The sequence below is a fragment of the Citreicoccus inhibens genome, assembly GCF_019039035.1.
Taxonomy (GTDB): domain Bacteria; phylum Myxococcota; class Myxococcia; order Myxococcales; family Myxococcaceae; genus Citreicoccus; species Citreicoccus inhibens.
Genome location: NZ_JAHNZT010000004.1, coordinates 327,763 through 350,113, shown reverse-complemented (window position 1 = coordinate 350,113; position 22,351 = coordinate 327,763). Strand labels below are relative to the sequence as shown.

Genomic DNA, 22,351 nt, shown 5'->3' with positions numbered 1-22,351 from the left:
CTAGCCGGAAGTCCGCGCGCTGACCTGTTTCCCTTCGTTTCGGCCACGAGACTCTGTCGCATTGCGCCCCTGAAAACACCTTGCTCAGTGTCGGGTGTCTCTCGCTCGGGCGCCAGAGGACGTGCAACCCGGCGCGGGGTGCGCCAGATTGGGGCCCTATGTCATGGCGAATCACGCTGCTGGTGTCGGCCTCGCTGGCGCTGCTCGGCACTGCCTGCGGGGTCAACGAGGACGAGGTGGTGATTCTCAAGGAGGGCGAGAGCCTGCGCGACGCGCCCTACTGTGGCTCCCTCGGCTGCGAGGACCCCTACAAGTTCTGCGCGGAGCTGTTCTTCGACTTCGGCCGCTCGCCCCCCATCTGCGTGGGGGATGACATCTGCGCGCGACTCCAGTGCGCCAACGACGGCCGGCGCTGCGCCGTGTTCGACGGCTTCCCCGGCCAGGTGAAGTGCATCAAGTGAGCAGTTCCCGAGCGCCTGCCCTGGCGGGCGAGGCTCAGCGCCGAGCGGACGCGGTGAGCCACGCCAGCCGCTCGGCGGCCTCTTTCGTCTGAGGGTTCGTCAAGAGCTCGGACGCGTCCTGGGCCATGCGATACGCCCAGTTCGAGTCGCTCATGGAGCCCGGCAGGTTGATGCGCTCGCGCGTGCCCAGCACGTCCTGCCACGGCAACACGCACAGGTCGCTGCCCGCGTTGAGCGTGGCGGCCAGCGTGGCGCGGTGGATGTCCGGGGTGAACTCGCGCGTCAGCGGGACGCCGTGGAACTCCGGCCACGCGCGCGCGGCGGCGTGCCGCTCGTCGTCGCGGGCGCCCTCCCACCACTCGGCCACGGTGTCGGTGTCATGGGTGCCGGTGGTGACCAGCGACACGGCGGGGAATTGGTGCGGGTCGCGGTAGGTCTGGTCGTCGCGCTCCCAGCGCATCACCCGGTAGCCGGGCAGCTGGAGGTTCGCGAGGATGTGGCGCACGAAGGGCGGGATGACGCCCAGGTCCTCGGCGACGATGCCAGCGCCCTCGGACAGGAGCCGGAAGTTGCGCTCGCCCAGGCGCCGCTGGCTGTCCTCGTCCGGTGGGGTGAAGCGGCCCGTGGGCGTGTGCCCGTCGCGGATCCACTGGCGGAAGTAGCCCACCGCGTGGTCCACCCGGCGCAGGTCGTAGTAGCTGGCGGCCTTGGCGGCGCGCTGCTTGAGCCACCGGTAGTCCTCGCGCTCCATGGCCGCGAAGTCGAAGTAGGGCAGGCCCCAGTCCTGGCCCGTGGCCGAGAAGTCATCCGGCGGCACGCCCAGCCGCGCGTCGCGGCGGAGGATGTCCGGGTGGGCCCAGCAGTCCGAGCTGTCCTGCCCGATGATGAAGGGCTCGTCGCCGCACAAGAGCACGTCGTGCGCGCGCGCCTGGGTCCGCATCGCGTTCCACTGCGCCTCGGCCAGCCACTGGAGCCACGCGTGGTAGCGCACGCGGCGCTCCAGCTCCTGGGCCTTGCCACGCAGGGCCTCCGGGTGGCGCGCGCGCAAGCCTTCGGGCCACTCCCACCACGCGCGGCGGGACTCCTGCTCGCTGATGGCGGTGAAGAGGGCGTAGTCCTCCAGCCACTCGCCCTGCGCCTCGCGCCACTGCTGGAACTGGCGGGCGCGCTCGGTGCGCGGGGCCCACGCGTGCGCCTCGAAGTGCTCGAACGCGCGCGCGAAGGCGGCGTCCTTCAGCGGGAACACCAGGTCGTAGCGGATGCGCGGCGCGGCGCGGGCCTCCAGAAGCTGGCGGCGCTCCGCTTCGGAGAGCGCGCCCTCGCCGCCGGTGGCCTGGTACTCGGGCACCTGGGCCAGGTCGATGAACAGCGGGTTGAGTCCGAACGCCGAGCGCGTGGCATAGGGGCTGGAGTCGCCCGGGGCCGTGGGCAACAGCGGCAACACCATCAACATCCGCTGCCGCGCGGCGCGCATCCAGCCGAAGAGGCCGGGGAGGGCGCCAAAGTCGCCGATGCCGAAGTCCGTCTGGGAGCGCAGCGAGAAGAGAGGAAGGAGAAGACCGGAGAGCCGGCCAGGCGTGGACATGCCGCGCAATCTGCCCCAGCCCCGAGCCGGTGTGAACTGCCACCCCGCGGTTGACGTTCCCTGGTGGGCGGGAGACAGAAGGTGTCCATGGACCCGCTGCCCGAAGCCTTCTATGCCCGCCCCGCGCTGGTGGTCGCGCGCGAGCTGCTGGGCACGCTCCTCGTCGTGGAGGAGGGCGGCTGGCGGCGGGTGGGGCGAATCGTGGAGACGGAGGCCTACGTGGGGCCGCACGACCTGGCGAGCCACTCATCCAAGGGCCTGACCCCACGCACCGAGGTGATGTTCGGTCCGGCGGGCCGCGCGTACGTCTACCTCATCTACGGCATGCATCACTGCTTCAACGTCACCACGGACGCGCCCGGCCACGGGGCCGCGGTGCTGGTGCGCGCGGTGGAGCCGGTGCAGGGGCTGCCTCCGGCCGCGCGCACGGATGGCCCGGGGCGGCTGTGCAAGGCGCTGGGGCTGACGATGGCGCACAACCGCGCGCCGCTGTACTCGCCGGCGCTGCACCTGCTGACCGGCGCGCCGGTGCCCGAGTCCCAGGTGGCGCGGGGGCCGCGCATCGGGGTGGACTACGCGGGGGCGTGGGCCGCCGAGCCCTTCCGGCTCTGGGTTCGCGACAGCCGACATGTCAGCCGGGCTCCGGGCAAGCGGGCATGAAGCCGGCCTTGACGCGGGACGCGGCGACTGGTTGGGTGCGCCCTCCCATGTCCGACCAGGTCGACACAGGAGACGACCGCCGGCTGCTGGCGCGGGCGCAGGACGGCGAGATCGCCGCCTTCGAGGCGCTGGTGGAGGCCCACCAGGACAAGGTGTACGGCCTGGCGCTGCGGATGACCCGCTCCGAGGCGGACGCCGCCGAAATCACCCAGGACACCTTCCTGTCCGCCTATCAACACCTGAAGGACTTCCGAGGCGAGGCCGCCTTCGGGTCCTGGGTGCATCGCATCGCCGCCAACCACGCGCTCATGCGCCTGCGCCACCGGCGGGTGGCCCAGGCCGCCGAGTCCGAGCTGCAGGGCCCCGAGTTCACCGAGCGGGGCACCCTGGCGGACTACCCCCTCTCCGACTGGGGCCAGAACGCCGAGGAAAAGGCCCTGGACGCTGAGCTGGGCGTGGCCATCCAGCAGGCGACCGACCGGCTGCCCGAGGGCTACAGGGAGGTCTTCCTCTTGAAAGACGTGGACGGCCTCAGTTACGAACAGATTTCAGAGGCAACGGGGGATTCCATCCCTGCTATCAAGAGTCGTCTGCACCGGGCCCGGCTTGCGCTTCGCGAGGCCATCGAGCAGTTCTACCAGCCGGGATGATCGCGGGATTTGAAACCCGCCGGGGGGCTCGGCATCTTCGTAGAAAGAGGATGATGCGCGCCGCAGCCAGCCGAGGTTCGGATGTATACGTGTAAAGATTCCATCAACCTCCTGCTGGAGTACCTCGACGGCGAGATGACGCCGGAGGAAGCGCGCCATTTGAAGGAGCACTTCGCGGGCTGCAGGCCGTGCGAGGAGTTCCTGAGCACCTACCGGGCCACGTCCGGGATGTGCAAACGCGCGTTGGCTCAGCGAATTCCCCAGGAAGTCTCGGCCAAGCTGACCGAGTTCCTGCGGTCGAAGATCAAGCCCGCGTCTTGAACCTGAAGCAATTGTCCCTGCCGGAGCTGCACGAGGCCCTGGCTCCACTCGCCCCCTCTCCGGTGGCCGTCCGCAAGGTGTTCGCGGCGGTGTTCGCGCATGGCCTGCCGTCGGTGGAGGCCATCTGCCGGGCGCCCCAGGTGCCGCGCCGCGTCGCGGACCACCTGCGCGCCCACGCCGAAATGCCGAGCCTCCGGGTGGTGGAGCGGCGCAAGGCGGACGACGGCTTCGTGAAGTACCTCTTCGAGTCGCCGCTGGGCGGGCAGATTGAAGCGGTGCGCATCCCCATCTTCGATGAGAAGTACGTCGTCTGCGTCTCCAGCCAGGTGGGCTGTGCGCTGGCGTGCGACTTCTGCATGACGGGGAAGCTGGGCTTCAAGCGCAACCTCCAGACCTGGGAGATCCTGGACCAGGTGATGCAGGTGCGCGCCGAGGCGGACCGGCCCGTGCGCGGCGTGGTGTTCATGGGGATGGGCGAGCCGCTGCTCAACTACAAGGAGACGCTCCGGGCGGCGCAGATCCTGTCCAACCCGGCGGGCTTCTCCATCTCCGGGCAGTCCATCACCTTCTCCACCGCGGGGCATGTGCCGGCCATCCGGCGCTACACGCGCGAGGGGCACCCGTACCGGCTGGCCTTCTCGGTGACGAGCGCCATCGCGGAGAAGCGCGCGCAGGTGCTGCCCATCGAGAAGACGCACCCGCTGCCGGAGCTCATCGAGGCCATCCGCGAGTACAGCGAGGCGCGGCGCGAGCGGGCGATGATTGCCTACGTGGCCATCCAGGGCTTCAACCTGGGGCGCGAGGACGCCGAGGCGCTGAAGGTGGCCTTCGAGGGCATCCCCATCAAGGTGGACCTCATCGACGTGACGGACCCCACGGGGAAGTACCTGCCGCCCACGGCCGAGGAGTTGAGCGCGTTTCGCGACCACCTCCAGATTCTCAAGGCGCCCATCGCGCGGCGGTACTCGGGCGGCAAGGAGATTGGCGCGGCCTGCGGCACGCTGGCGGCCAGCCAGTATGGCGGCACGGTGCTCGCGCCGCCGGGTGAGTGACGCGGCGCCCCTCCCTGGGGCGTGCGCGGTCCAGTAGTGGACGGTGCCCGGAGTACGCGAGCGCCTTTTGCAGTGGGCCGCGACGACCTATGTCTGGTCCGAGCGGAGGTGGGGCGCGCGCATGGTGGTGGCATTCATCGACAAGCTCATCGGGTCGCTGGGGCCGTTCGGGCTGCTCGTGCTCGGAGTGGCGGCGATGCTCGAGTACGTGGTGCCGCCCTTCCCGGGAGACACCATCACCTTGCTGGGCGGGGTGTACGCGGTGCGCGGCGCGCAGCCGTGGCCCCTGGTGTTCCTGGTGGTGACGGTGGGCAGCGTGGTGGGCGCGGCCATCGACTACGCCGTGGGCCGGTGGTTGGCCCGCCGCTTCGACGCCCATCCCGAGTGGAGCTTCTTCGGCCTCACCCATGCCCGACTGGTGCAGGTGCAGGCGCGGATGCGGACCACGGGGCCGTGGCTGCTCGTCATCAACCGCTTCCTGCCCGGCATCCGCGGCGTCATCTTCATCGCGGCGGGCGCCGCGCAGATGCCTCGCTTCAACGCGTTGATGCTGGGGGCGGTGTCCGCCATGGCGCACACGGCGCTGGTGCTCGGGTTGGGCATGGCGGTGGGCGGCAACCTGGAGCGGCTGACGTACCTCGTGAGCCGCTACCAGTACGCGGTCGTGGGGTTGGTGGTCGTGGCGGTGGTGGCCTTGGCGGTGCGCGCGCTGGCTCGGCGCCGCACGGCGCCCACGGGGCAGTGAGGGGACGTCCGGAGGGCGCAGGGGCGCGTCGGCTCGCGGACGCCCGGGTGGGCGATGATTGCGCGTCCCCAGGTTGCGCGCTTGAGTCCGGCCATGGTCCGTGCCCGCTCCTGGTGGCTGCTCCTCGTGGCGCTCGTGCTCGTTGGCGGCTGTCACTGCGGTGATGGTGGCGTGAGCGGCTCGCGGGGCGGCTTCCGCGTGCGCGACGAGGGCGAGGTGGACTTCGGTCGCGTGCTGGAGGGCACCCAGGCGCGCCGCGCCGTGACGCTGGTGGCCACCGGGCGCGCCAGCGCGTCCGTGACGGCCTCGGTGGAGGGGGCTCCCTTCTCCGTGGTGACCGCGAGCGTGACGGTGCCGGGGGCCGGCGAGGCGGCGGTGGACGTGGTGTTCACCGCGGGCGGCAGCGCCGAGGCGGGCACGTTGGTGCTCACCTCGGGCTCCTCGTCGGTGGCCGTGCCCTTGAAGGGCACGGGCGTGCATCCGTTGACGTGTCTGCCGTCGGCCGAGTGCCGCGAGTCCCGCTTCGACCTGGCGACGGGCACCTGCATCGAGACGCCGCAGGATGACGGCGCGTCGTGCAATCCGTCCAGCCGCTGTCAGGAGCATGGACGCTGTCAGGCGGGCGTCTGCGCGGGCACGCCGCGCTCGTGCGACGACGACAACCCCTGCACGGTGGATTCGTGCTCGCCCACGCGGGGGTGTGTGAACACGGACGTGGTGTGCCCCGCGTCGAGCAACCCCTGCAAGGTGGGCGTGTGCAACCGCAACCGGGGCTGCGTCGAGGCGGACGCCGAGGACTTCCAGCCGTGCGGCTCGGTGGACTGCAAGCACGCCAACGTGTGCTTCTCGGGCACGTGCAAGAGCGTGCCGACACCGGAGGGCTTTCTCTGCGCGCCGGCCACCGCGTGTCAGGGCGAGGGACACTGCGCCAGCGGCGAGTGCGCCCGTCCCGACGCGGGTGACCTGACGCCCACGTTCAGTCAGGTGCTGGGCGGCGTCCCCGTGGCGGAGGACGGCGGCCCGGTGTTGCTCTCCCAAGGCACCGCGTTGCTGGCCTCCCTGTGCGACGCGGACGCGGGCTGCCGCCTCGTCTCGTACACGTCGCAGGGCCTCCTGCGCTTCGAGGCCCCATATCCCGACGGTGGCCCGCGCACGCTCGTGGCCAGCTCGGATGGGGGCGTGCTGGTGCGCGCGCCGGAGGCGCTGGAGTCCTATGCGCTCTCGGCGGGTGGGGTGCGGCAGTGGGCCGCGGCGCTGAGCGCGCTGTCGCCGGAGGACGCGGGGCTGGAGGGCTGGCGCGCCGAGACGGGCGCGGGACAGGTGGCGCTCACGCCCGAGGGGAACATCGTCGCGTACGTGACGTGGACCGCTCCCGAGGAGGACGGCGGCCTGTCCACCGCGTCGCGAGTCGCGCGACTGGTATGGCTCAACGCGGATGGCGGCACGGTGCTGCGCGCGGGGCCGATGGAGCCCGGGCTCGGCTCGGGGCGGCTCGCGGTGGACGCCACCGGTCGCGCGTATCTCTTCACGCCGGACGGCCGGCTCGTGCTGGCCGAGTCGGAGGACTCGGACGCGGGAGTCGCGGCGCTGCGGCTCGTCACGTTGGGCGACGGCGTGCCCGACGCGGGCCTGTCGTTGTCGGTGGTGGCGGGGCGGTTGTGGCTGGGCGCGAGCGCCTTCACCGACACGGATGGCGGGGTGAGAGGACGGGCGGACTGGACGGAGCCGAGCCAGCAGCTGTCGCCGTGGAGCGAGCCCGCGCTGATGTCTCCCGCGGCCACGGGCTACGCCTTCGCGCTGGCGTGTGGGCGTCCGCCCGGCGTGGCCTGTCCTCCCGAGGAGGTGCGCGTGGTCCTGCGCGCGTTCGGCTCGGACGATGGGCGCCGCTTGTGGGACGTGGACGTGCGCCCCTTCGACACCGAGCCCGGCTCGCTCCTGGAGGTGGCGCTCCTGGAGGGCGGTGGGGTGGGCGTGCTCGCGGACTCGGAGGTGCGGGGCGGCCGCCGGACGTGGCTGGAGATGTTCACCGCGGGCAAGCGCGTGTCGATGTGCCCGCTGCCGGGCCTGCCGCACGTGGCGGGCGCGGTGTTCGCGGGCGGCGCGCTGAGCGTGGTGCTGGAGCGCGATGGCGTCTGGCGCCTGGAGTCGTATGCGCTCGACCGCGGCGCCGTCGCGGAGACGCGCGGTTGGCCGCAGCGCCACGGCGGCGCAGCCGGTGCCCGTCGCGCGGGCCCGTAGCGCATCGCTTCAGAAGCCCGCGTTGGGGTCCACCCACAGGTCCTCGAAGCGGACCTGGGGCGGGGTCTGGTGCAGGCGCAGCCCCTGGATGGCGGGCGAGGCGGCCGCGTGGATGCGGTCGTGGAACAGCGGGATGAGCGGGCAGTCCTCGTGGAAGATGCGCTCCGCGCGGCGGTAGAGCTGGTCGCGCAGCTCCGGGTCGATGGAGATGCGCGCCTCGGAGGTGATGCGGTCCAGCTCCGGGTTGCGGTAGCCCACGGGGTAGACGGTCTGCGCGCCCGAGTTGAGCAGGAAGTGGAGGAACGAGTCGGGGTCCGCGAAGTCCGCCAACCACAGCGTGCGGAAGGCCGGAATCTTCCCCTCGCGCAGCCGCGCCGTGTACTCGAGCGACGGCATCTCCAGGTGCCGCAGCTCCAGCAGGCCCGCTTGCACCAGCGGGCGGAACAGCACGGCGTCCTCGGCGGAGCTGTCGCGGCCGGCGGGATGGTGCAGGGTGAGTTGGAGGCGGCGCACGCCCGCTTCGCGCAACAGCTGCTCCGCGAGCGTCACGTCCGGGCCTGGGGCCGGGCCTGGCTCGCCGGTGTCGAGCAGCTCCGGCGGGGTGAGCGTGCGGGCCACGCGCGCGCCCGGATGGAACTGCCCGACCATGCCGGGGATGTCCATGCCCGCCCGGAGCGCGCGGCGCACGCGCACGTCGTCATAGGGCGGCTCGCGCAGGTTGAGGCCCACGAACGCGGTGGAGGGCGTGGTGCTGGCCACGACCTGGAACGGCTCCAACCGAGGCTCCTCGGTGTGCTCGGTGGGCAGGAAGGACACCAGGTCCACGTCGCCCGTGAGCAGCCGCGTGATGCCCGCCTGCCGCGAGTCCACCAACTGGAACTCCAGCCGGTCCAGCATGGGCGAGCCGCCGCGCCAGTACGTGGGGTTGCGCTCCAGCACCACGCGGTCGGGTTCGAGCGCGATGAGGCGGAAGGGGCCCGTGCCCACCAGCCGCCCCGTGGTGTCCACGCGGGCCACGCTGGTGGCGGTCAGCGCCATGAGCTGGAGGAAGAAGGCCTTGGGCTCGCGCAGGCGGATCTCCAGCGTGCCCTCGTCCAGCACCTCGATGCCCGTCACCTCGCGCGCCAGCCCCTGGCCGTATTCGAGCGCGCCCTCCACGTCTTCCAGGAGGCTGCGGTCCGGCGAGCGCACCGCGGGGTCCATCAACCGCTCCAGGTGTCGCTTCACGTCCTGGGCGGTGAGCAGCGTGCCGTCATGGAAGGTGACGCCGCGGCGCAGATAGAAGCGGTAGCGGCGCGCGGAGGGGTCCGCGTCCCAGCGCTCGGCGAGGTCCGGCACGAGCAGGCCGTCCTCCAGGCGCAGGAGGCCGGAGAACACGCAGGCGGTCAGCTCCGCCATCTGGCTCTCCACCGTGAACAGCGGATCCACCGCCTGCCGGTTGCGCAGCGAGGCCGTCTGATGCAGCGCCACGCGCAGCCTGCCGCCCACGCGCGGGCTGGGGAGCTGGAAGCGGAACACCTCGGCCTCCAGGCTGCGCGCCTCGTGGCCCAGCTGCTCCACCGTGCGGTCCAACCCGTCGCCGATGCGGATGACCCGGCGCGCGTCCTCGCGCACCTGGGCGACTTCCTCACGGATGGCGGCGTCGCCTCGGGTGAGGACCGCGTGCGCCATGCGCAGCTCGTCGATGGCCGCGCTCAGCCGCATGACCGCTTCGGACAGCTCGCGGCCGGTGTGGGCCTGCGCCTCGGCCTTCTGCGCGGCGCCCTGGCCCACGCGCGCCATCTCCTGCGTCTGGCGCACCAACTCGCGGGCGTGGCCGGACTGCTCGATGGCCATGCGCGTGACGTCCTCCACGCGCGTCGCCACGCGGCGGCTCGCCTCCACCACGGTGGAGCCCTGCGCCTCCAGTCGCTGCGTCTCGGCCACCGTGGCCTCCACGGCGGCGAAGGTGCGCTGGGTGATGGTGCGAATCTCGGCCAGCGCCTCGGCGGCCCGGTCTCCCAACTGCACGCCCGCGGTGGCCTGCTCACGGCCCTCCTGCACCAGCGTCACGGCGGTCTGCACCGCGTCGCGGATGCCCGTCACCATGGCGCCAATCTCGCGCGTGGAGCGCGTGGTGCGCTCGGCGAGGCTGCGAATCTCGTTGGCCACCACGCCAAAGGGGCGGCCGTGCTCGCCCGCCTGCGCGGCGATGATGGCGGCGTTGAGGGCCAGGAGGTTCGTCTGGTCGGCGATCTCCTGGATGACGTCCACGATGCGGCCGATGGCGGTCGAGCGCGCGCCGAGCGTGCCCATCAGCTCGGCCGCCTTGCGCACCGTCTCCTCCACCCGGTACATGCCCTGGACGCTGTCGCCCACGAGCAGCTCCCCGTGCTCGGCGGTGGCCGTCACCGCGTGGGCCAACTGGTTGGTCTCGTTGGCGCGGCGGCGCACGGCGTCGATGCCGCCCTCCACCATGGCCACGAAGTCCTCGGCCTCGCTGGCGAAGCGGCCCAGCTCGTCGCCGGACGCGGCGATGTGCGCCAGCCGCTCGCTCATCGCCTCCATGAGCGAGCTGGTGCTCTGGCCGAAGTCGTTGACGGTGGCCATGCCCGCCACCACCTGGTGCAGCCGCTCGGTCATCTCCAGCAGCGCGCCCGTGGTCTCATGGGCGAAGGCCTCCAGGTGCTGCACGCGCTTGACGGCGGTCTGGAGGCTGTCGCCGCTGCTGCCCACCGCCGTGAGCGTGCGCTCCACGGCGCCGCCTTGCCGTCGCGCCGCTTCGAGCAGCAGCGTGGCCTGTTCGCCCACGCCGTTGCAGGTGCGATGCAGGTTCGCCGTCACGTGCTGCACCTGCGCCAGCGCGCGCCGCAGCGACAGCACCAACCGGCGCACGTCCTCCTGCCCCTCGAACTCCTGCCGGATGGGCGTGGCGAGGTCACCCTCCGCCAGCCGGCCCATCACCGCGCGCCGGGCATGGCGCCGCAGCGCCGCCCAGCGGAACCACGCGAGGTATCCGCCCACCAACCAGAGCGCGGGCACGCCGAGGAGCAGCACGGCCCACCCTTCCACGTCGTGCGGCTCTCCCGTGACGGCCCGCAGGAGCAGACCCAGCACGAGGGCGGAAGGGAGGCCCGCCGCGACCCCGAACGCGAAGAGGTACCGTTTGGCTCCCATGGGCCCCTCCACGCTATCCCGCCTTCTGGCTCCGGTCCTCAAATCGACACACACTCCGAGCCCGTGCCCGCCCTCTTGGTCGCTCTGCTCCTCGCTCTCCCAGATAAGCCTGTAAACACGGAGCCACCGGAGCGTTCGGCGCGTTACGTCTTCGCGTGGCGCGGGGTGCCGGTGGGCACGGTGAACCTGCATTGGGCGGCGGGGCGTTTCACGTACGAGAGCCACCACCTGCACACGCGCGAGGGACAGGTGGGCGAGCGCGTGCGCGAGGTGACCCTGCGGGTGGATGCCGCGGGGCACGTGGAGGGGACCCACGCGGTGCCGCAGGCGCTGTGGTTGTGGCGCGCGCCGCCGGCGGTGGGCTGCGTGACGGGGCGCGAGGAGCTGTCGGGCCAGGAGGGGCCTCACTGCGTGACGGCGGTGCACGGGGCGCAGGTGGAGGGCACGCTGCTGGGCGCGGCGTTCCGCGCGCGCTACGGCGAGGACGGGGAGCTGGCGTCACTGGAGGTGGGGGACTCGCGCTTCACGCGGGCTGCGCCAGGAGCGCGGCTGCGCGCGCCGCCCGAGCTGTTCGCCGCGGGGCTGCCCGTGGAGGGGCGGGGGATGGGGCCGCTGCGCTTGGAGCCCGCGCTGGAGGTGCCCGAGCGGCTGCCAGACATGACGGCCTGGGCCGTGGCGCCGGCGCGGACCCTGGCTGCGCGGGTCCACGCGGCGTTTCCGAGCAAGGCTCCGTCCGCGGCGGACTGGCGCGTGGGCGCGGACGCCGAAGCGGGCGGGTGCCTGGCGCACGCGCTGCGCTTCGCGAAGCTGGCGGAGCGGGCCGGGCAGCGGGTGGGGGTGGTGCACGGCCTGCTGGTGGTGGATGGCGGGCCGGCGCGCCCGCACGCGTGGGTGCGCGTGGCGCTGAAGGGGGGCGGCACGCTGGACCTGGACCCCACCTCGCTGGATGAGGTGTCGCCGGCCACGCACGTGGCGGTGGCCCTGGTTCCCGCGGACGGTCCCGCCCTGGAGGCGGGGGAGCGCTGGTTGGCGCTCCTGCGCGGTGAGCACCGGGTGGTGCGGGGCGCTACTCGAAGGGAATGATGGACAGCCGGGCGCCGGGCTCCACGTCGAGCACTTCCTTGGCGCGGGCGGGGAGGTAGACGACCTGGTTGTCCAGGCGCGCCTGGCAGCGCACGGCGCGGAAGCGGTTGCGGCCCGAGTCGTTCTCGATGGCGACGAGCACGTCATCGCCCTCCATCTCGAAGTCCTCCTCCGCGAGCTTCACGGTGCGGTAGCGGCGCACCAGCGAGACGTCCCCGGTGTTCGCCTCGAAGTGGGGGCCGCCGTCGAACGGGTCGATGCGCTCCACGTAGCGGAAGCCCACGCGCTCCAGCATGCGCTGCACGCCGCGCGTGGCCGGGCCCACCTCGCCCAGCACCTTCTGCACGCGGTCCGGGAACAGCGACGCGTAGATGTCCGAGGAGGGGAACAGCTCCTTGATGAACTCCTTGTTCTGCCGGCTCAGCCGGTCCGCCTCCAGGTACGTCAGGCCGGTGAACTTCTTGCCGCACGCCTCCCACAAGAGGCTGCGCCCATCCGGCAACAGCGGCGGCAAGAGCTCCGCGAGCACGCGCGGGCGGAACAGCCGCCGGTGCATGGCGATGAACAGGAAGCGCACGAAGGACAGCTGCTTGCCGGGCTTGTCCGGCGTGGCGCGGTAGGGCGGGTCCACCACCAGGCCGCCAATCTCCGTGGGGCCCTCGTAGTTGTAGGCGATGGACAGCACCTTGTGCCGCAGGTGCCGCTCGAGCGACGCCGAGTAGTGCTCGCGCTCGCTCACCTCGTAATAGATGTGCGGGGCCTCATACGTGCCGTGCTGCGCGATGATCATCGACGTGCCGATGATGAGGTTGTTGCGCACGTCCTCGAGCACGAAGAGGTACTCGCGTCCGAAAGGGTCCTTCACCTTGCCCGCGAAGCTCTTCACCGACTTGTCGATGATGGCTTCGAGCGTCTCTTCATTGTTCGGCAGGTTCACGGTGTTGAGCACCGCGGCCAGCCGCTTCAGGCCAGCAAGGTCGGTCTTCTGGACGTCACGCAGGACGAGCATGGGGCACCCGGGACGGCCCCGGAGTGGGGCCGCCGGTAGGGGTGTGGACCATACACCACGCCTGCGGGCCGCCAGCCTCTTGGATGCATGTCCGCCATGACGCATTGCGTCGTCTGGAGCCTGAGCGCCCGGACGGAGGGTGTGGGCCCGGTGCGCGCCGCCCTGTGAAACATGCTGAAGACAGACATCCGCCTGGCCGGGTGCATGGTCTGTTGTCAGACAGCCGGGATGACTTTCCAGGGGGAATGAAGGCTGGAATGCATTGCGATAGGGTTTGTCAATCGTTGGCTGTCAAACCTTCGCAAGGATGTGTCATTGAGAGTTCTGCCCCTTTGGCTTGCGATGTCGGTGGTACCGGCCCTGGCGTCGGCGGAGATCGTCTGGAAGGGCGACTTCGAGACTGGGGATCGGTCGCAGTACAGCAGCACGCAGATGGTCAGCGCGGATCGCCTCCAGGTGGTGACGTCACCGGTGGCGGAGGGCAAGTACGCGCTCAAAGCCACGGTGAGGCAGGGGGATGACCCCATCGGGTCCAGCGGGAATCGCAACGAGCTGGTCTACATGGGGGATGAGGCGGTGGGCTCGGAGTACTACTACCGCTGGAAGGTGATGTTCGCTCCGGACTTCCCGAGCGTGGACACCTGGCAGCTCTTCACGCAGTGGCACCACGATGGTTGCTGTGGCTCGCCGCCGGTGGAGTTCTTTGTCTATGGCGAGGAGATTCGTCTGTCGTTGAACGACAACGAGACGCCGTGGACCACGAAGCTGACGCGCGGCGTGTGGCACGAGTTCATCTTCCACGTGAGGTGGTCGTCGGACCCCAAGGTGGGCTTCGTGGAGCTGTGGCACAACGGCCAGCTCGTCCTGCCCAAGCGCAACGTGGGGACGATGTACTCGGGCATGAAGAACTACCTGAAGCTCGGCCTGTACCGGAACGAGACCGTGTCTCAGACGGGCGTCGTCTACCATGACGGGTTCATCCAGGCGACGCGCGCCGAGGATGTCTTCCCCACGACAACCCCGCCGGACGCGGGTACGCCCACGCCGTTGGATGCGGGCACTCCTCCTCCCACCGTCACGCCGGACGCGGGCACGCCCCCGCCGGTGGATGCGGGGACGCCTCCTCCTACGACGACGGATGCGGGGACGCCTCCTCCCACCGTCACGCCGGACGCGGGCACGCCTCCGCCCGCGACCACCGATGCGGGCACGACGACCCCGGTGGTTCCGGATGCGGGCGTGACGGCCCCGACGACTCCGGAGCCCGGGGCCGCGCCGGATGGCTGCTCCTCCACGGGAGGTTCGCTCGCCGCGCTGTCGCTGCTGGGCTTGCTGGGGCTGGCGCGCGCGCGCCGCCGGGCCTGAGGTCCTTGGCCCCCGGTGTTCCCAGTCAGGGGCATCGGGGGCCGCGGCGTGGGGCGCCCGCCCTCCCTTCGGGCGAGGAGGCGATGACCGCGAGGAAGCGGCGGGGCGCGCGAGGGGCTGTGGCATCATCCCGGCCCCGCATGTCCTCGCGCCCCCAGGTCTCGCTCGTCCTCAGCTATCAGTACCCCGGCAAGTACGCGTTCACGGTGTTGGCCGGCGCCGTGGAGGCGGACCCTGCGCTCGCGGACGTGTCGCTGCACTTCCCGCGCGACCGCGACTCGCTGCTGACCACCGTGCGCGAGCGGGCGGACGCGGGCGACGTGGTGGTGGTGGCCTGGTCGTTCTACTCGGCCAGCTTCGGCCCCGCCGCCGAGGAGCTGGCCTGGGTTCGCGCGCGGCTGGAGGGTCGTCAGGTGTTGTGCATCGCGGGCGGGGTGCACGCCACGGCCGAGCCACTCCAGACCCTCCAGGCCGGCTTCGACCTCATCGCCGTGGGCGAGGGCGAGCACACGCTGCGTGCCCTGCTCCTGCGCGTGCTCCAAGGGGAGGACCCACGCGGCACGCATGGCGTGGCGTATCTGGATGCGGGCAAGCTGGTGCAGCGCGGCCATGGCGAGGGCGTGCGGCTGGATGACTTCCCGCCCTTCGCCGCGCGGCACGCGAAGTTCGGCGCGGTGGAGATCACCCGGGGCTGCATCTACGCCTGCCGCTTCTGTCAGACGCCGTTCATGAGCAAGGCGCGCTTCCGGCATCGCTCGGTGGCCAACGTGGCGCGGTGGGCAGGCGAGCTGCGACGCGCGGGGCGGCGGGACATCCGCTTCATCACGCCCACGTCCATGTCCTACGGCACGGCGGACGAGACGATGAACCTGGGCGCGGTGGAGGCGCTGCTCGTCGCGGTGCGCGAGGCCATGGGGCCGGACGGGCGCATCTTCTACGGCACCTTCCCCTCGGAGGTCCGCCCCGAGCATGTGACGCCCGAGGCCCTGGCGCTGCTCAAGCGCCACGTGCACAACGACAACCTCATCATCGGCGGCCAGTCCGGCTCCGAGCGCATGCTCCAGGCCACGCGCCGTGGGCACGACGTGGAGACGGTGGTGCGGGCGGCGCGCCTCGCGGTGGAGGGGGGCTTCGTGCCCAACGTGGACTTCATCCTCGGGCTGCCGGGCGAGGAGCCCGAGGACGTGGACGCCACGCTGGACTTGATGCAGCGGCTGGCGGACCTGGGCGCGCGGGTGCATGGGCACACCTTCATGCCCCTGCCCGGGACGCCGTACCGAGACGCGCCGCCGGGGCGGGTGGATGAGCGCGCCCAGCAGCGGCTGGATTGGCTCGCGTCGCGCGGGCGCTTGTATGGACATTGGAAGCAGCAGGGCGTGCTCGCCGAGCAGATTGCCGCCCGAAGACAGCCACGCGCGCGGTAGTGGGCGCCGTTAGGATGGATGCGATGGCAGACCAGACGCCGCCCTATTGGGTCCTCATCTCCGTGCTGTTCAGCTCCCAGCCCCTCACGCCGGCGCTGGCGATGACGCTGCACGAGGCCGCCTATGCGCTGCACCAGCGGGGCGAGGGCTCGCGCGAGGTGGCCGGAGACTTGCTCAGCGGGCGCGTGCGCAACCTGCGCAAGGACGTGTCGCTCGGAGGGGTCGCGGGGCCAGCCTTCGAGGCGGAGATTGAAACCGAGCGAGGCTCGGGCGTGGTGCGCTTCGTCCTCACGCAGCAAGGCCTGGAGCTGATGCGCCAGTCCGAGTCCCAGCCGCGCGCCCCCGTCCGCCCCCAGTACCTCAACTGAGGGCCAGGGGCGCGCAGGACTTCCTGGGCAGATTGGGCAGACATCCATTCCCGTGAGAAGGGTTTGTGTCTCTGTCGAGGAGCGGCGATTCTTGGAGGCGCTCTCTTCTCGCCTTGAGGCGGGCCGGTCGGCTCAAGGCATTCTCAGGGACACATGATTCATTTGCATGGCTCCTCCGCGGCGAGGCCGCGGACTTGGATGGGCGTTGGTTTGTTCGTGTTGGTGGTGTCGTGCTTGAGCGAGTCCCCCTCTTCCTCCGGGGCGCCCGGTGTGGCGCCTGAGGCTCGGCCCGAGGTCCGAGCGCCATTCGATGTCTCGGCCGTGATGCGACAGGCCCACTTCGCGTTCCGGCCCGAGGGCTCGGCCTGGACGGGAGGACACGCCACGTATGTCGTTCTCGCGGACGAGCGCGGGGTGTCGCTGACGCCGAGGTCCGTTGCGCCGGCGCAGCGCGGTGGCTCGGAGGTGGGCGCGCACGGGGCTCCGGATGCGGTCCCGCGCGGAGCGCCCCTCTCGCTGGGCCGCATGCGCTGGCAGCGCGGCGCGCGGCACGAGGACGAGCCGCGTGTGCGGACTCAGGTGGAGCCGACGGGTGGGCTCGTGTTGTCTCAAGAAGGCATTGAGGAGCACCTGTCGAACACGGAGGAAGGACTCCGGCAGGAGTGGCGTTTCGCCTCTGCGCCCGAGGGAGCAGGAGCGCTGGTGCTGACGGTGCCCGCGAAGGGCGCTGCCTACGTCAGTGCGAGCGCCAAGGGGCTGCACTTCAAGGACGCGCGGATGGGGCTGGGCGTTCGCTACGGGCACGCGACCTGGGTGGATGCGGCGGGCCATGGCACGCCGGTGCAGGCGAAGTTCGTGGCGGGGTCCGTCCAGTTCCAGGTGCCCACGGCGGTGCTGGAGGCGACCGTGTTTCCCGCGACCTTGGCGACCGTCGTCTCGCCCGAGATTGGCTTGAACCAGCCGATTCCCGCGCGCGCGGCGGGCGAGCAGAGTCAGCCCGCGGTGGCCTCGAATGGGGCCGGCTCGCTCGTGGTGTGGCAGGACAGCCTGAATGGCACGGAGCGAATCCTGGGCGCGCGTGTCTCCACCGCGGGGGTGGTGCAGGACATCTGGGGCATCGACATCTCCCGTGGTGCCTCGCCGCTTCACGGGTGGGGTGCGCCGGCGGTTGCCTCGGATGGTGAAGGCTATCTGGTGGTCTGGTCGTCTTCGGTGAATGACACCATGCCCAAGCTCATGGCCGCGCGCGTGGCGCGAGATGGCGGCTTGCTGGAGTCTGCTCCCTTCGTGCTGTCCTCGACGGGGTATGGGCAGTTCGGATCCGCGGTGGCCTCCAACGGGACGAACTACCTGGTCACGTGGACCACGGCCGACACGGCGTCACGCCTCTCGGCGATCCGTGTCTCCCGCGAGGGCACGCTCCTGGATGCGACGGAGCAGACCCTCGCGAGTGATGTCGGGTCGGAGGCCCAGAGCGCCGTGGCCTCGAATGGGACGGACTACCTGGTGGCGTGGACGCAAGCGCGCGTCGTCTCCAGCGTGCTCGTGGACGGCGCGACGGGAACGGCGGCGCCACAAAGCGTGGTGCTCGTACAGGAGGCCGTGACCGACAGTGCCCCCGCCGTGGCCTCCGCGGGCGCGAACTATCTCGTCGTGTGGCGTGATGGTCGGACCGACGCGATGGGAGACATCTACGGTTCACGCGTCTCCGGCGCGGGCGAGCTGCTGGATACCGCGGGCATCGCCATCGTTGCGACGCATGCGAACGAATTGGATCCGACCGTGGCCTCCGACGGCACTCAGTACCTGGTGGGCTGGACGGATTCGCTTGGGGGGCTCACTCGCATCCTGGGCACGCGCGTCAGCAGTGATGGCGCTGTGGTGGATGACACGAGCCTCCTGCTCTCCACCACCACCGTGTCCCATGCCGCGGCTTCGGTGGCCTTCGATGGCGTGAACTTCCTGGCTGTTTCGGTCTGGTACCCGGACTGGAATTCAGACCTCCACGCGTTGCAGGTCACACCTCAAGGGGCGGTCCTCGACCCGGATGGATTCTTCATCGGGGCGACGGCCAGTCAGCAGACCCAGCCCGCGGTGGCGTCGAACGGCACGGACTTCCTGGTGGTCTGGCAGGATGAGTGGTCGAGCGGCGAGGTCGTGGTGGGCACGCGGGTATCAGCGGATGGCCGGCCCTTGGACCCCACCGGAATCCTCGTCTCCTCGAACACCGGGGAAGACTTCATGGTCTCGGCTCCCGTGGTGGCCTCGAACGGCACGGACTACTTCGTCGCCTGGTACTCCCTGCAAGAGTATTCCCGAAGGCTGGTCGGGACGCGGATCACTCGCGCGGGGACGGTTCAGAATCCAGGGGGCCGCGTCCTCGTTCCGGAGAAGCCGCTGAATTCGCCCCTTGGGAATCCGGTGGGCCTCGCGTCGAACGGGGAGACCTATCTGGTGGCCTTCGCCGTCCAGGATGATTCGCCCAATGGCTACCTCGGTGGCGTGCGTGTCTCGGGGCAGGGCGATGTCCTGGACGCCACGGCACTTCACCTCGCCGATACGTCGACAGGATGCGACACTCCCCGGGTCGCGTCGAATGGCACCGACTTCCTTGTGGTGTGGAGCAGCGGTGGCGATGACCGGGATGTCCTGGGGACGCGGGTGACGCGCGACGGACAGGGCTTGGATGGCGCCGGCATTCCCATCGCGACCCAGCGGTACAACCAACAGACCCCGGCGGTGGCCTCGAACGGGGAGGATTACCTGGTCGTCTGGGCGGGCTACAGCAGCAAGAATCGGCCGCACATCTATGGCACGCGGGTGACGCGGGCGGGAGCGGTGTTGGATCCCGCCAGCCTGACCATCGCCAACCTGCGTTACCAGCGCTTCCCCTCCGTGACCTTCATCGGATCGGAGTATCTGGTCGCGTGGCAGGACAGCGTGCTCAACGCCTTCGAGGAGAACGTCTACAGCGCGCGGGTGACGAGCGCGGGCGTCGTACGTGAGCCGGATGGGTTCCCCGTCGCGGCCTCCGCGGACAACGAGGAGCGGCCCGCGGTGGCCTTCCTGGGAACTGGGCGCACGGCGCTCGTGGTCTATTCGCACAATGACCCGAAGCCGCCGTACGGTGGGCCTCGCGTTCGCGCGCGCCTGGTGACGTTCGGGGACAATCGGCCGCCGGTGGCGGGGGCGTTGTCGCTGTCCACGGCCGAGGATGTTCCGCTGACGCTGACGCTCGCGGGGAGCGACCCAGACAATCAGCCGTTGAGCTACGTGATTCGCGCTTCGCCTCGCCATGGAACACTGAGTGGCGCTGGCGCCACGTGGACCTATACGCCCGTGCCCGATTACTCGGGGGCGGACGACTTCACCTATCAGGTCACGGATGGAGAGCTCTTCTCGGCGCCGGCCACCGTCTCCATCCAGGTGACGCCCGTCAATCATCCGCCCTCCGTGCCAGTGCTCCTCGCGCCTGAGGACGGTGCCCTGTGGGTGGAGGGCATCGGGACGTTCCGGTGGCAGGCCTCGACGGATGACGGCGCGGAGGCTCCGAGCTACGCCTTGGAGCTGTTCCAGGGCGGAGCGGTCATCCGGACCGCGCGCACGATGGAGACGACGCACGCCCTGGCGGAGGTCCTTCCCCCGGGACGCTACGAGTGGCGAGTCACCGCCGTGGACTCGGAGGGGCTCGCCAGCGCTCCTTCGCCGCGGCGTGGGTTCGTGGTGGTGGCGCGTGTGCCGTTGGATGGCGGAGTCGTCACGGATGGAGGCCTCGCGGACGCGGGGGCCGCAGAAGATGCGGGGAGCGCGCCGGATGCGGGCGGCACGTGGGACGCAGGCAGCGCGCTCGATGCCGGCAGTGCGCCGGATGCGGGCAGCGCACCGGATGCGGGCAGCGTGCTCGACGCGGGCAGTGCCGCCGATGCGGGAACCTTGGCGGATGCCGGAAGCGGAGAGGGGCCGCGTGATGGGGGCGCGGGAGAGCCGGATGGCGGCGCCGTGGACGCGGGCTCGAACAACCCCGGCTCCCCCGACTCGGGAGTCCCGGATGCGGGCCAGCCCATGGATGACGGAGGTGTGCATCCGCCGCCTGTGTCGCCTCCTGTCGAGGCCTCGGGGTGTGGTTGCAACCCCGTGCCCGGCGCGACACCTGGAGCGTCCGTGATGCTGGCGGCCCTGGGCGTGGTGCTGGGCTGGTCGCGTCGGCGCCGTTGAGGCGCTCACGCTGAATGGGCCGTCCCCTTCGGGGGACGGTCCATCGCTTCGGAAATGAAACGGGGCGGGCCCACCCGCGAAGGTGGAGCCGCCCCGGAGGCTGGCGTCGAGCCTGGCGCCGCGTCCTACTCGCGCTCGAGGTCGATCTTCATGTCGTTGCCCATGCCGAGGATGGCCTGGGACATGGATACGGAGGACATGATGGCCAGGTCGTTGAGCGCCTTGGTGTCATCCGCGGAGGGCGCCGCGCCGGCCTTGCCACCCTGGCCGCCGCCGCCCTTCACCGCGTTCATCATGTAGGAGCCGAGCAGCGCGCCGTGCGGGGACGCGCCCACCTGGGACAGCGCCGACGCCACCACGGAGCTGCCGGACAGCGGGTCGCCTGGGCGCGGGGCCTGGGCGTTGGGGCCCTGCACGAGCGCGCCAAAGCGGGCACCGGACGTTCCGCCCACCGAGCCACCCGCGTTGGTGGTGGCGGCCTGCACCCGAGGACCACCGAGGGACGTGATGCTGTTCATGGCTGCTCCCGTCACGACCCCGTGGGCACACCACGCGCTTTTGGGGTGTCTGATCCCCATTATCGCCCGGCCGGGCCCGAAGTTGCGCGCCTGGACTGAAAAGCCGAAGGCCGCGAACCCACTGGGGATTTCCCCCCGTGGGCCGCGGCCTGGCGAGTCAAGCGGGACGGCCTAGAACTGGTGGGCCTCGGTGGACTCGTGCAGGGCCAGGGTGCTGGCGCTGCCGCCCGAGATGATTTCCGCCACCTGGTCGAAGTAGCCCGTGCCCACCTCGCGCTGGTGACGCGTGGCGGTGTAGCCGTCCTTCTCGGCGCCGAACTCGGCCTGCTGCAACTCGCTGTAGGCCGCCATGCCGCGGTCCTTGTACTGGCGCGCCAGCTGGTACATCGAGTGGTTCAGCGCGTGGAAGCCAGCCAGCGTGACGAACTGGAACTTGTAGCCCATGGCGCCCAGCTCGCGCTGGAACCTGGCGATGGTCGCGTCGTCCAGGTTCTTCTTCCAGTTGAAGGACGGCGAGCAGTTGTACGCCAGGAGCTTGCCCGGGTACTTCGCGTGGATGCCCTCGGCGAACTCGCGCGCCTGCTTCAGGTCCGGGGTGCTCGTCTCGCACCAGATGAGGTCCGCGAACGGCGCGTAGGCGAGGCCGCGCGCGATGGCGCAGGCAAGGCCACCCTTGAGGCGGTGGAAGCCCTCGTGCGTGCGGCCCGCCTTGTGGTCGATGAAGGCGTGGTCGTACTCGTCCGCGTCGCTCATCAGCAGCTTGGCGCTGTCCGCGTCCGTGCGCGCCACCAGGAGCGTGGGCACGCCCATGACGTCCGCCGCCAGCCGCGCCGCCGTCAGCGTGCGGATGAAGTGGCTGGTGGGCACCAGCACCTTGCCGCCCATGTGGCCACACTTCTTCTCGCTGGCGAGCTGATCCTCGAAGTGCACGCCCGCGGCGCCCGCCTCAATCATCGCCTTCATCAGCTCGTAGGCGTTGAGCGGACCGCCGAAGCCGGCCTCCGCGTCCGCCAGGATGGGCGCGAACCAGTAGCGGTCGCTCTTGCCCTCGGCGTGGTCAATCTGGTCCGCGCGGCGCAGCGAGTTGTTGATCTTCTTCACCACGGAGGGAACGCTGTCCACCGGGTACAGGCTCTGGTCCGGGTACATCTGCCCAGCCGAGTTCGCGTCCGCCGCCACCTGCCAGCCCGACAGGTAGATGGCCTTGAGGCCCGCGCGCACCATCTGCACGGCCTGGTTGCCCGTGAGTGAGCCGAGCGCGTTGATGTATGGGTCCGTGTGGAGCAGCTCCCACAGACGCTTGGCGCCCATCTCCGCCAGCGTGTACTGGATCTGGATGGAGCCGCGCAGCTTCTCCACGTCCTTCTGGGAGTAGTTGCGCTGGATGCCCTCGAACCGCCGGGCATGGAGCTTCGCGTGAGGGGAGGCTTCGGAAGGGGTCTGCGTCGCGTCGTACATGCCGGGACTCCTCGCTGCGGGTCAGTCAGGTTGGGGTGGAACT

Annotated in this window: 17 protein-coding genes; 12 read left to right on the top strand and 5 right to left on the bottom strand. The window is 70.8% G+C overall.

The window, feature by feature from the left end:
* The first annotated feature begins 158 nt into the window (after positions 1–158).
* Positions 159–461 carry a hypothetical protein gene (locus KRR26_RS07925; RefSeq protein WP_120205772.1) on the top strand — a complete coding sequence of 101 codons (303 nt, stop codon included), beginning with the start codon at positions 159–161 and terminating at the stop codon, positions 459–461.
* Between the two features lie 34 nt (positions 462–495).
* Here KRR26_RS07925 and KRR26_RS07920 read toward each other — a convergent pair whose 3' ends face one another.
* A complete protein-coding gene (locus KRR26_RS07920) occupies positions 496–2,046 on the bottom strand; it encodes a 4-alpha-glucanotransferase (protein WP_120205774.1) in 1,551 nt (516 codons plus the stop codon).
* Between the two features lie 87 nt (positions 2,047–2,133).
* On the opposite strand from KRR26_RS07920, the gene KRR26_RS07915 reads away from it, so the two are divergent.
* The 6 genes from KRR26_RS07915 to KRR26_RS07890 all read left to right on the top strand — a co-directional run bounded on the left by KRR26_RS07915 (position 2,134) and on the right by KRR26_RS07890 (position 7,712).
* On the top strand, positions 2,134–2,706 hold the full coding sequence (locus KRR26_RS07915) for a DNA-3-methyladenine glycosylase (protein ID WP_217079509.1): 573 nt from the start codon (positions 2,134–2,136) through the stop codon (positions 2,704–2,706).
* A 47-nt stretch (positions 2,707–2,753) separates the two neighbouring features.
* Complete coding sequence (locus tag KRR26_RS07910) at positions 2,754–3,356, top strand: RNA polymerase sigma factor (RefSeq protein ID WP_120205775.1); 603 nt, start codon at positions 2,754–2,756, stop codon at positions 3,354–3,356.
* Positions 3,357–3,437: 81 nt separating this feature from the next.
* Positions 3,438–3,677, top strand: a complete 240-nt coding sequence (locus KRR26_RS07905; protein ID WP_120205777.1) for an anti-sigma factor family protein — start codon at positions 3,438–3,440, stop codon at positions 3,675–3,677.
* Positions 3,674–4,729, top strand: a complete 1,056-nt coding sequence (locus KRR26_RS07900) for a radical SAM protein (RefSeq protein ID WP_120205779.1) — start codon at positions 3,674–3,676, stop codon at positions 4,727–4,729. Before KRR26_RS07905 ends, KRR26_RS07900 begins: the two co-directional genes overlap by 4 nt.
* Before the next feature lie 124 nt (positions 4,730–4,853).
* Complete coding sequence (locus KRR26_RS07895; protein ID WP_217079552.1) at positions 4,854–5,474, top strand: DedA family protein; 621 nt, start codon at positions 4,854–4,856, stop codon at positions 5,472–5,474.
* 93 nt (positions 5,475–5,567) lie between these two features.
* Positions 5,568–7,712, top strand: a complete 2,145-nt coding sequence (locus KRR26_RS07890; RefSeq protein WP_217079508.1) for a hypothetical protein — start codon at positions 5,568–5,570, stop codon at positions 7,710–7,712.
* 9 nt (positions 7,713–7,721) lie between these two features.
* On the opposite strand, the gene KRR26_RS07885 is transcribed toward KRR26_RS07890, so the two are convergent.
* A complete protein-coding gene (locus KRR26_RS07885) occupies positions 7,722–10,868 on the bottom strand; it encodes an ABC transporter substrate-binding protein (RefSeq protein ID WP_120205782.1) in 3,147 nt (1,048 codons plus the stop codon).
* An 84-nt stretch (positions 10,869–10,952) separates the two neighbouring features.
* On the opposite strand from KRR26_RS07885, the gene KRR26_RS07880 reads away from it, so the two are divergent.
* Complete coding sequence (locus tag KRR26_RS07880; RefSeq protein ID WP_236068413.1) at positions 10,953–11,951, top strand: lasso peptide biosynthesis protein; 999 nt, start codon at positions 10,953–10,955, stop codon at positions 11,949–11,951.
* Here the strand turns inward: KRR26_RS07880 and KRR26_RS07875 are convergent.
* Positions 11,935–12,960, bottom strand: a complete 1,026-nt coding sequence (locus tag KRR26_RS07875; RefSeq protein ID WP_120205785.1) for an arginine N-succinyltransferase — start codon at positions 12,958–12,960, stop codon at positions 11,935–11,937. The genes KRR26_RS07880 and KRR26_RS07875 overlap by 17 nt on opposite strands.
* 342 nt (positions 12,961–13,302) lie before the next feature.
* On the opposite strand from KRR26_RS07875, the gene KRR26_RS07870 reads away from it, so the two are divergent.
* The 4 genes from KRR26_RS07870 (at position 13,303) to KRR26_RS07855 (ending at position 20,332) form a co-directional block, all read left to right on the top strand.
* Positions 13,303–14,325 carry a polysaccharide lyase gene (locus KRR26_RS07870; protein ID WP_120205787.1) on the top strand — a complete coding sequence of 341 codons (1,023 nt, stop codon included), beginning with the start codon at positions 13,303–13,305 and terminating at the stop codon, positions 14,323–14,325.
* Between the two features lie 140 nt (positions 14,326–14,465).
* The gene (locus KRR26_RS07865) at positions 14,466–15,749 is read left to right on the top strand and encodes a TIGR04013 family B12-binding domain/radical SAM domain-containing protein (RefSeq protein WP_217079506.1); all 1,284 of its coding nucleotides are present in this window, start codon (positions 14,466–14,468) and stop codon (positions 15,747–15,749) included.
* A 23-nt stretch (positions 15,750–15,772) separates the two neighbouring features.
* Positions 15,773–16,117: a hypothetical protein gene (locus tag KRR26_RS07860; protein ID WP_120205791.1), complete on the top strand. Its 345-nt coding sequence runs from the start codon at positions 15,773–15,775 to the stop codon at positions 16,115–16,117.
* A gap of 324 nt (positions 16,118–16,441) precedes the next feature.
* A complete protein-coding gene (locus tag KRR26_RS07855; protein ID WP_236068412.1) occupies positions 16,442–20,332 on the top strand; it encodes an Ig-like domain-containing protein in 3,891 nt (1,296 codons plus the stop codon).
* A gap of 125 nt (positions 20,333–20,457) precedes the next feature.
* On the opposite strand, the gene KRR26_RS07850 is transcribed toward KRR26_RS07855, so the two are convergent.
* Positions 20,458–20,850, bottom strand: a complete 393-nt coding sequence (locus KRR26_RS07850) for a hypothetical protein (protein ID WP_217079504.1) — start codon at positions 20,848–20,850, stop codon at positions 20,458–20,460.
* Positions 20,851–21,021: 171 nt separating this feature from the next.
* Positions 21,022–22,308, bottom strand: a complete 1,287-nt coding sequence (aceA, locus tag KRR26_RS07845) for an isocitrate lyase (RefSeq protein WP_120205796.1) — start codon at positions 22,306–22,308, stop codon at positions 21,022–21,024.
* Positions 22,309–22,351 lie beyond the last annotated feature (43 nt).

What these genes read in the sequence shown, in the direction of transcription:
- KRR26_RS07890 (WP_217079508.1), top strand. Translation starts at nt 5,568, where the DNA reads ATGGTCCGTGCCCGCTCCTGGTGGCTGCTCCTCGTGGCGCTCGTGCTC.
- KRR26_RS07915 (WP_217079509.1), top strand. Translation starts at nt 2,134, where the DNA reads ATGGACCCGCTGCCCGAAGCCTTCTATGCCCGCCCCGCGCTGGTGGTC.
- KRR26_RS07850 (WP_217079504.1), bottom strand. Translation starts at nt 20,850, where the DNA reads ATGAACAGCATCACGTCCCTCGGTGGTCCTCGGGTGCAGGCCGCCACC.
- KRR26_RS07875 (WP_120205785.1), bottom strand. Translation starts at nt 12,960, where the DNA reads ATGCTCGTCCTGCGTGACGTCCAGAAGACCGACCTTGCTGGCCTGAAG.
- KRR26_RS07905 (WP_120205777.1), top strand. Translation starts at nt 3,438, where the DNA reads ATGTATACGTGTAAAGATTCCATCAACCTCCTGCTGGAGTACCTCGAC.
- KRR26_RS07910 (WP_120205775.1), top strand. Translation starts at nt 2,754, where the DNA reads ATGTCCGACCAGGTCGACACAGGAGACGACCGCCGGCTGCTGGCGCGG.
- KRR26_RS07885 (WP_120205782.1), bottom strand. Translation starts at nt 10,868, where the DNA reads ATGGGAGCCAAACGGTACCTCTTCGCGTTCGGGGTCGCGGCGGGCCTC.
- KRR26_RS07860 (WP_120205791.1), top strand. Translation starts at nt 15,773, where the DNA reads ATGGCAGACCAGACGCCGCCCTATTGGGTCCTCATCTCCGTGCTGTTC.
- KRR26_RS07865 (WP_217079506.1), top strand. Translation starts at nt 14,466, where the DNA reads ATGTCCTCGCGCCCCCAGGTCTCGCTCGTCCTCAGCTATCAGTACCCC.
- KRR26_RS07920 (WP_120205774.1), bottom strand. Translation starts at nt 2,046, where the DNA reads ATGTCCACGCCTGGCCGGCTCTCCGGTCTTCTCCTTCCTCTCTTCTCG.
- KRR26_RS07870 (WP_120205787.1), top strand. Translation starts at nt 13,303, where the DNA reads ATGTCGGTGGTACCGGCCCTGGCGTCGGCGGAGATCGTCTGGAAGGGC.
- aceA (WP_120205796.1), bottom strand. Translation starts at nt 22,308, where the DNA reads ATGTACGACGCGACGCAGACCCCTTCCGAAGCCTCCCCTCACGCGAAG.
- KRR26_RS07925 (WP_120205772.1), top strand. Translation starts at nt 159, where the DNA reads ATGTCATGGCGAATCACGCTGCTGGTGTCGGCCTCGCTGGCGCTGCTC.
- KRR26_RS07855 (WP_236068412.1), top strand. Translation starts at nt 16,442, where the DNA reads ATGCGACAGGCCCACTTCGCGTTCCGGCCCGAGGGCTCGGCCTGGACG.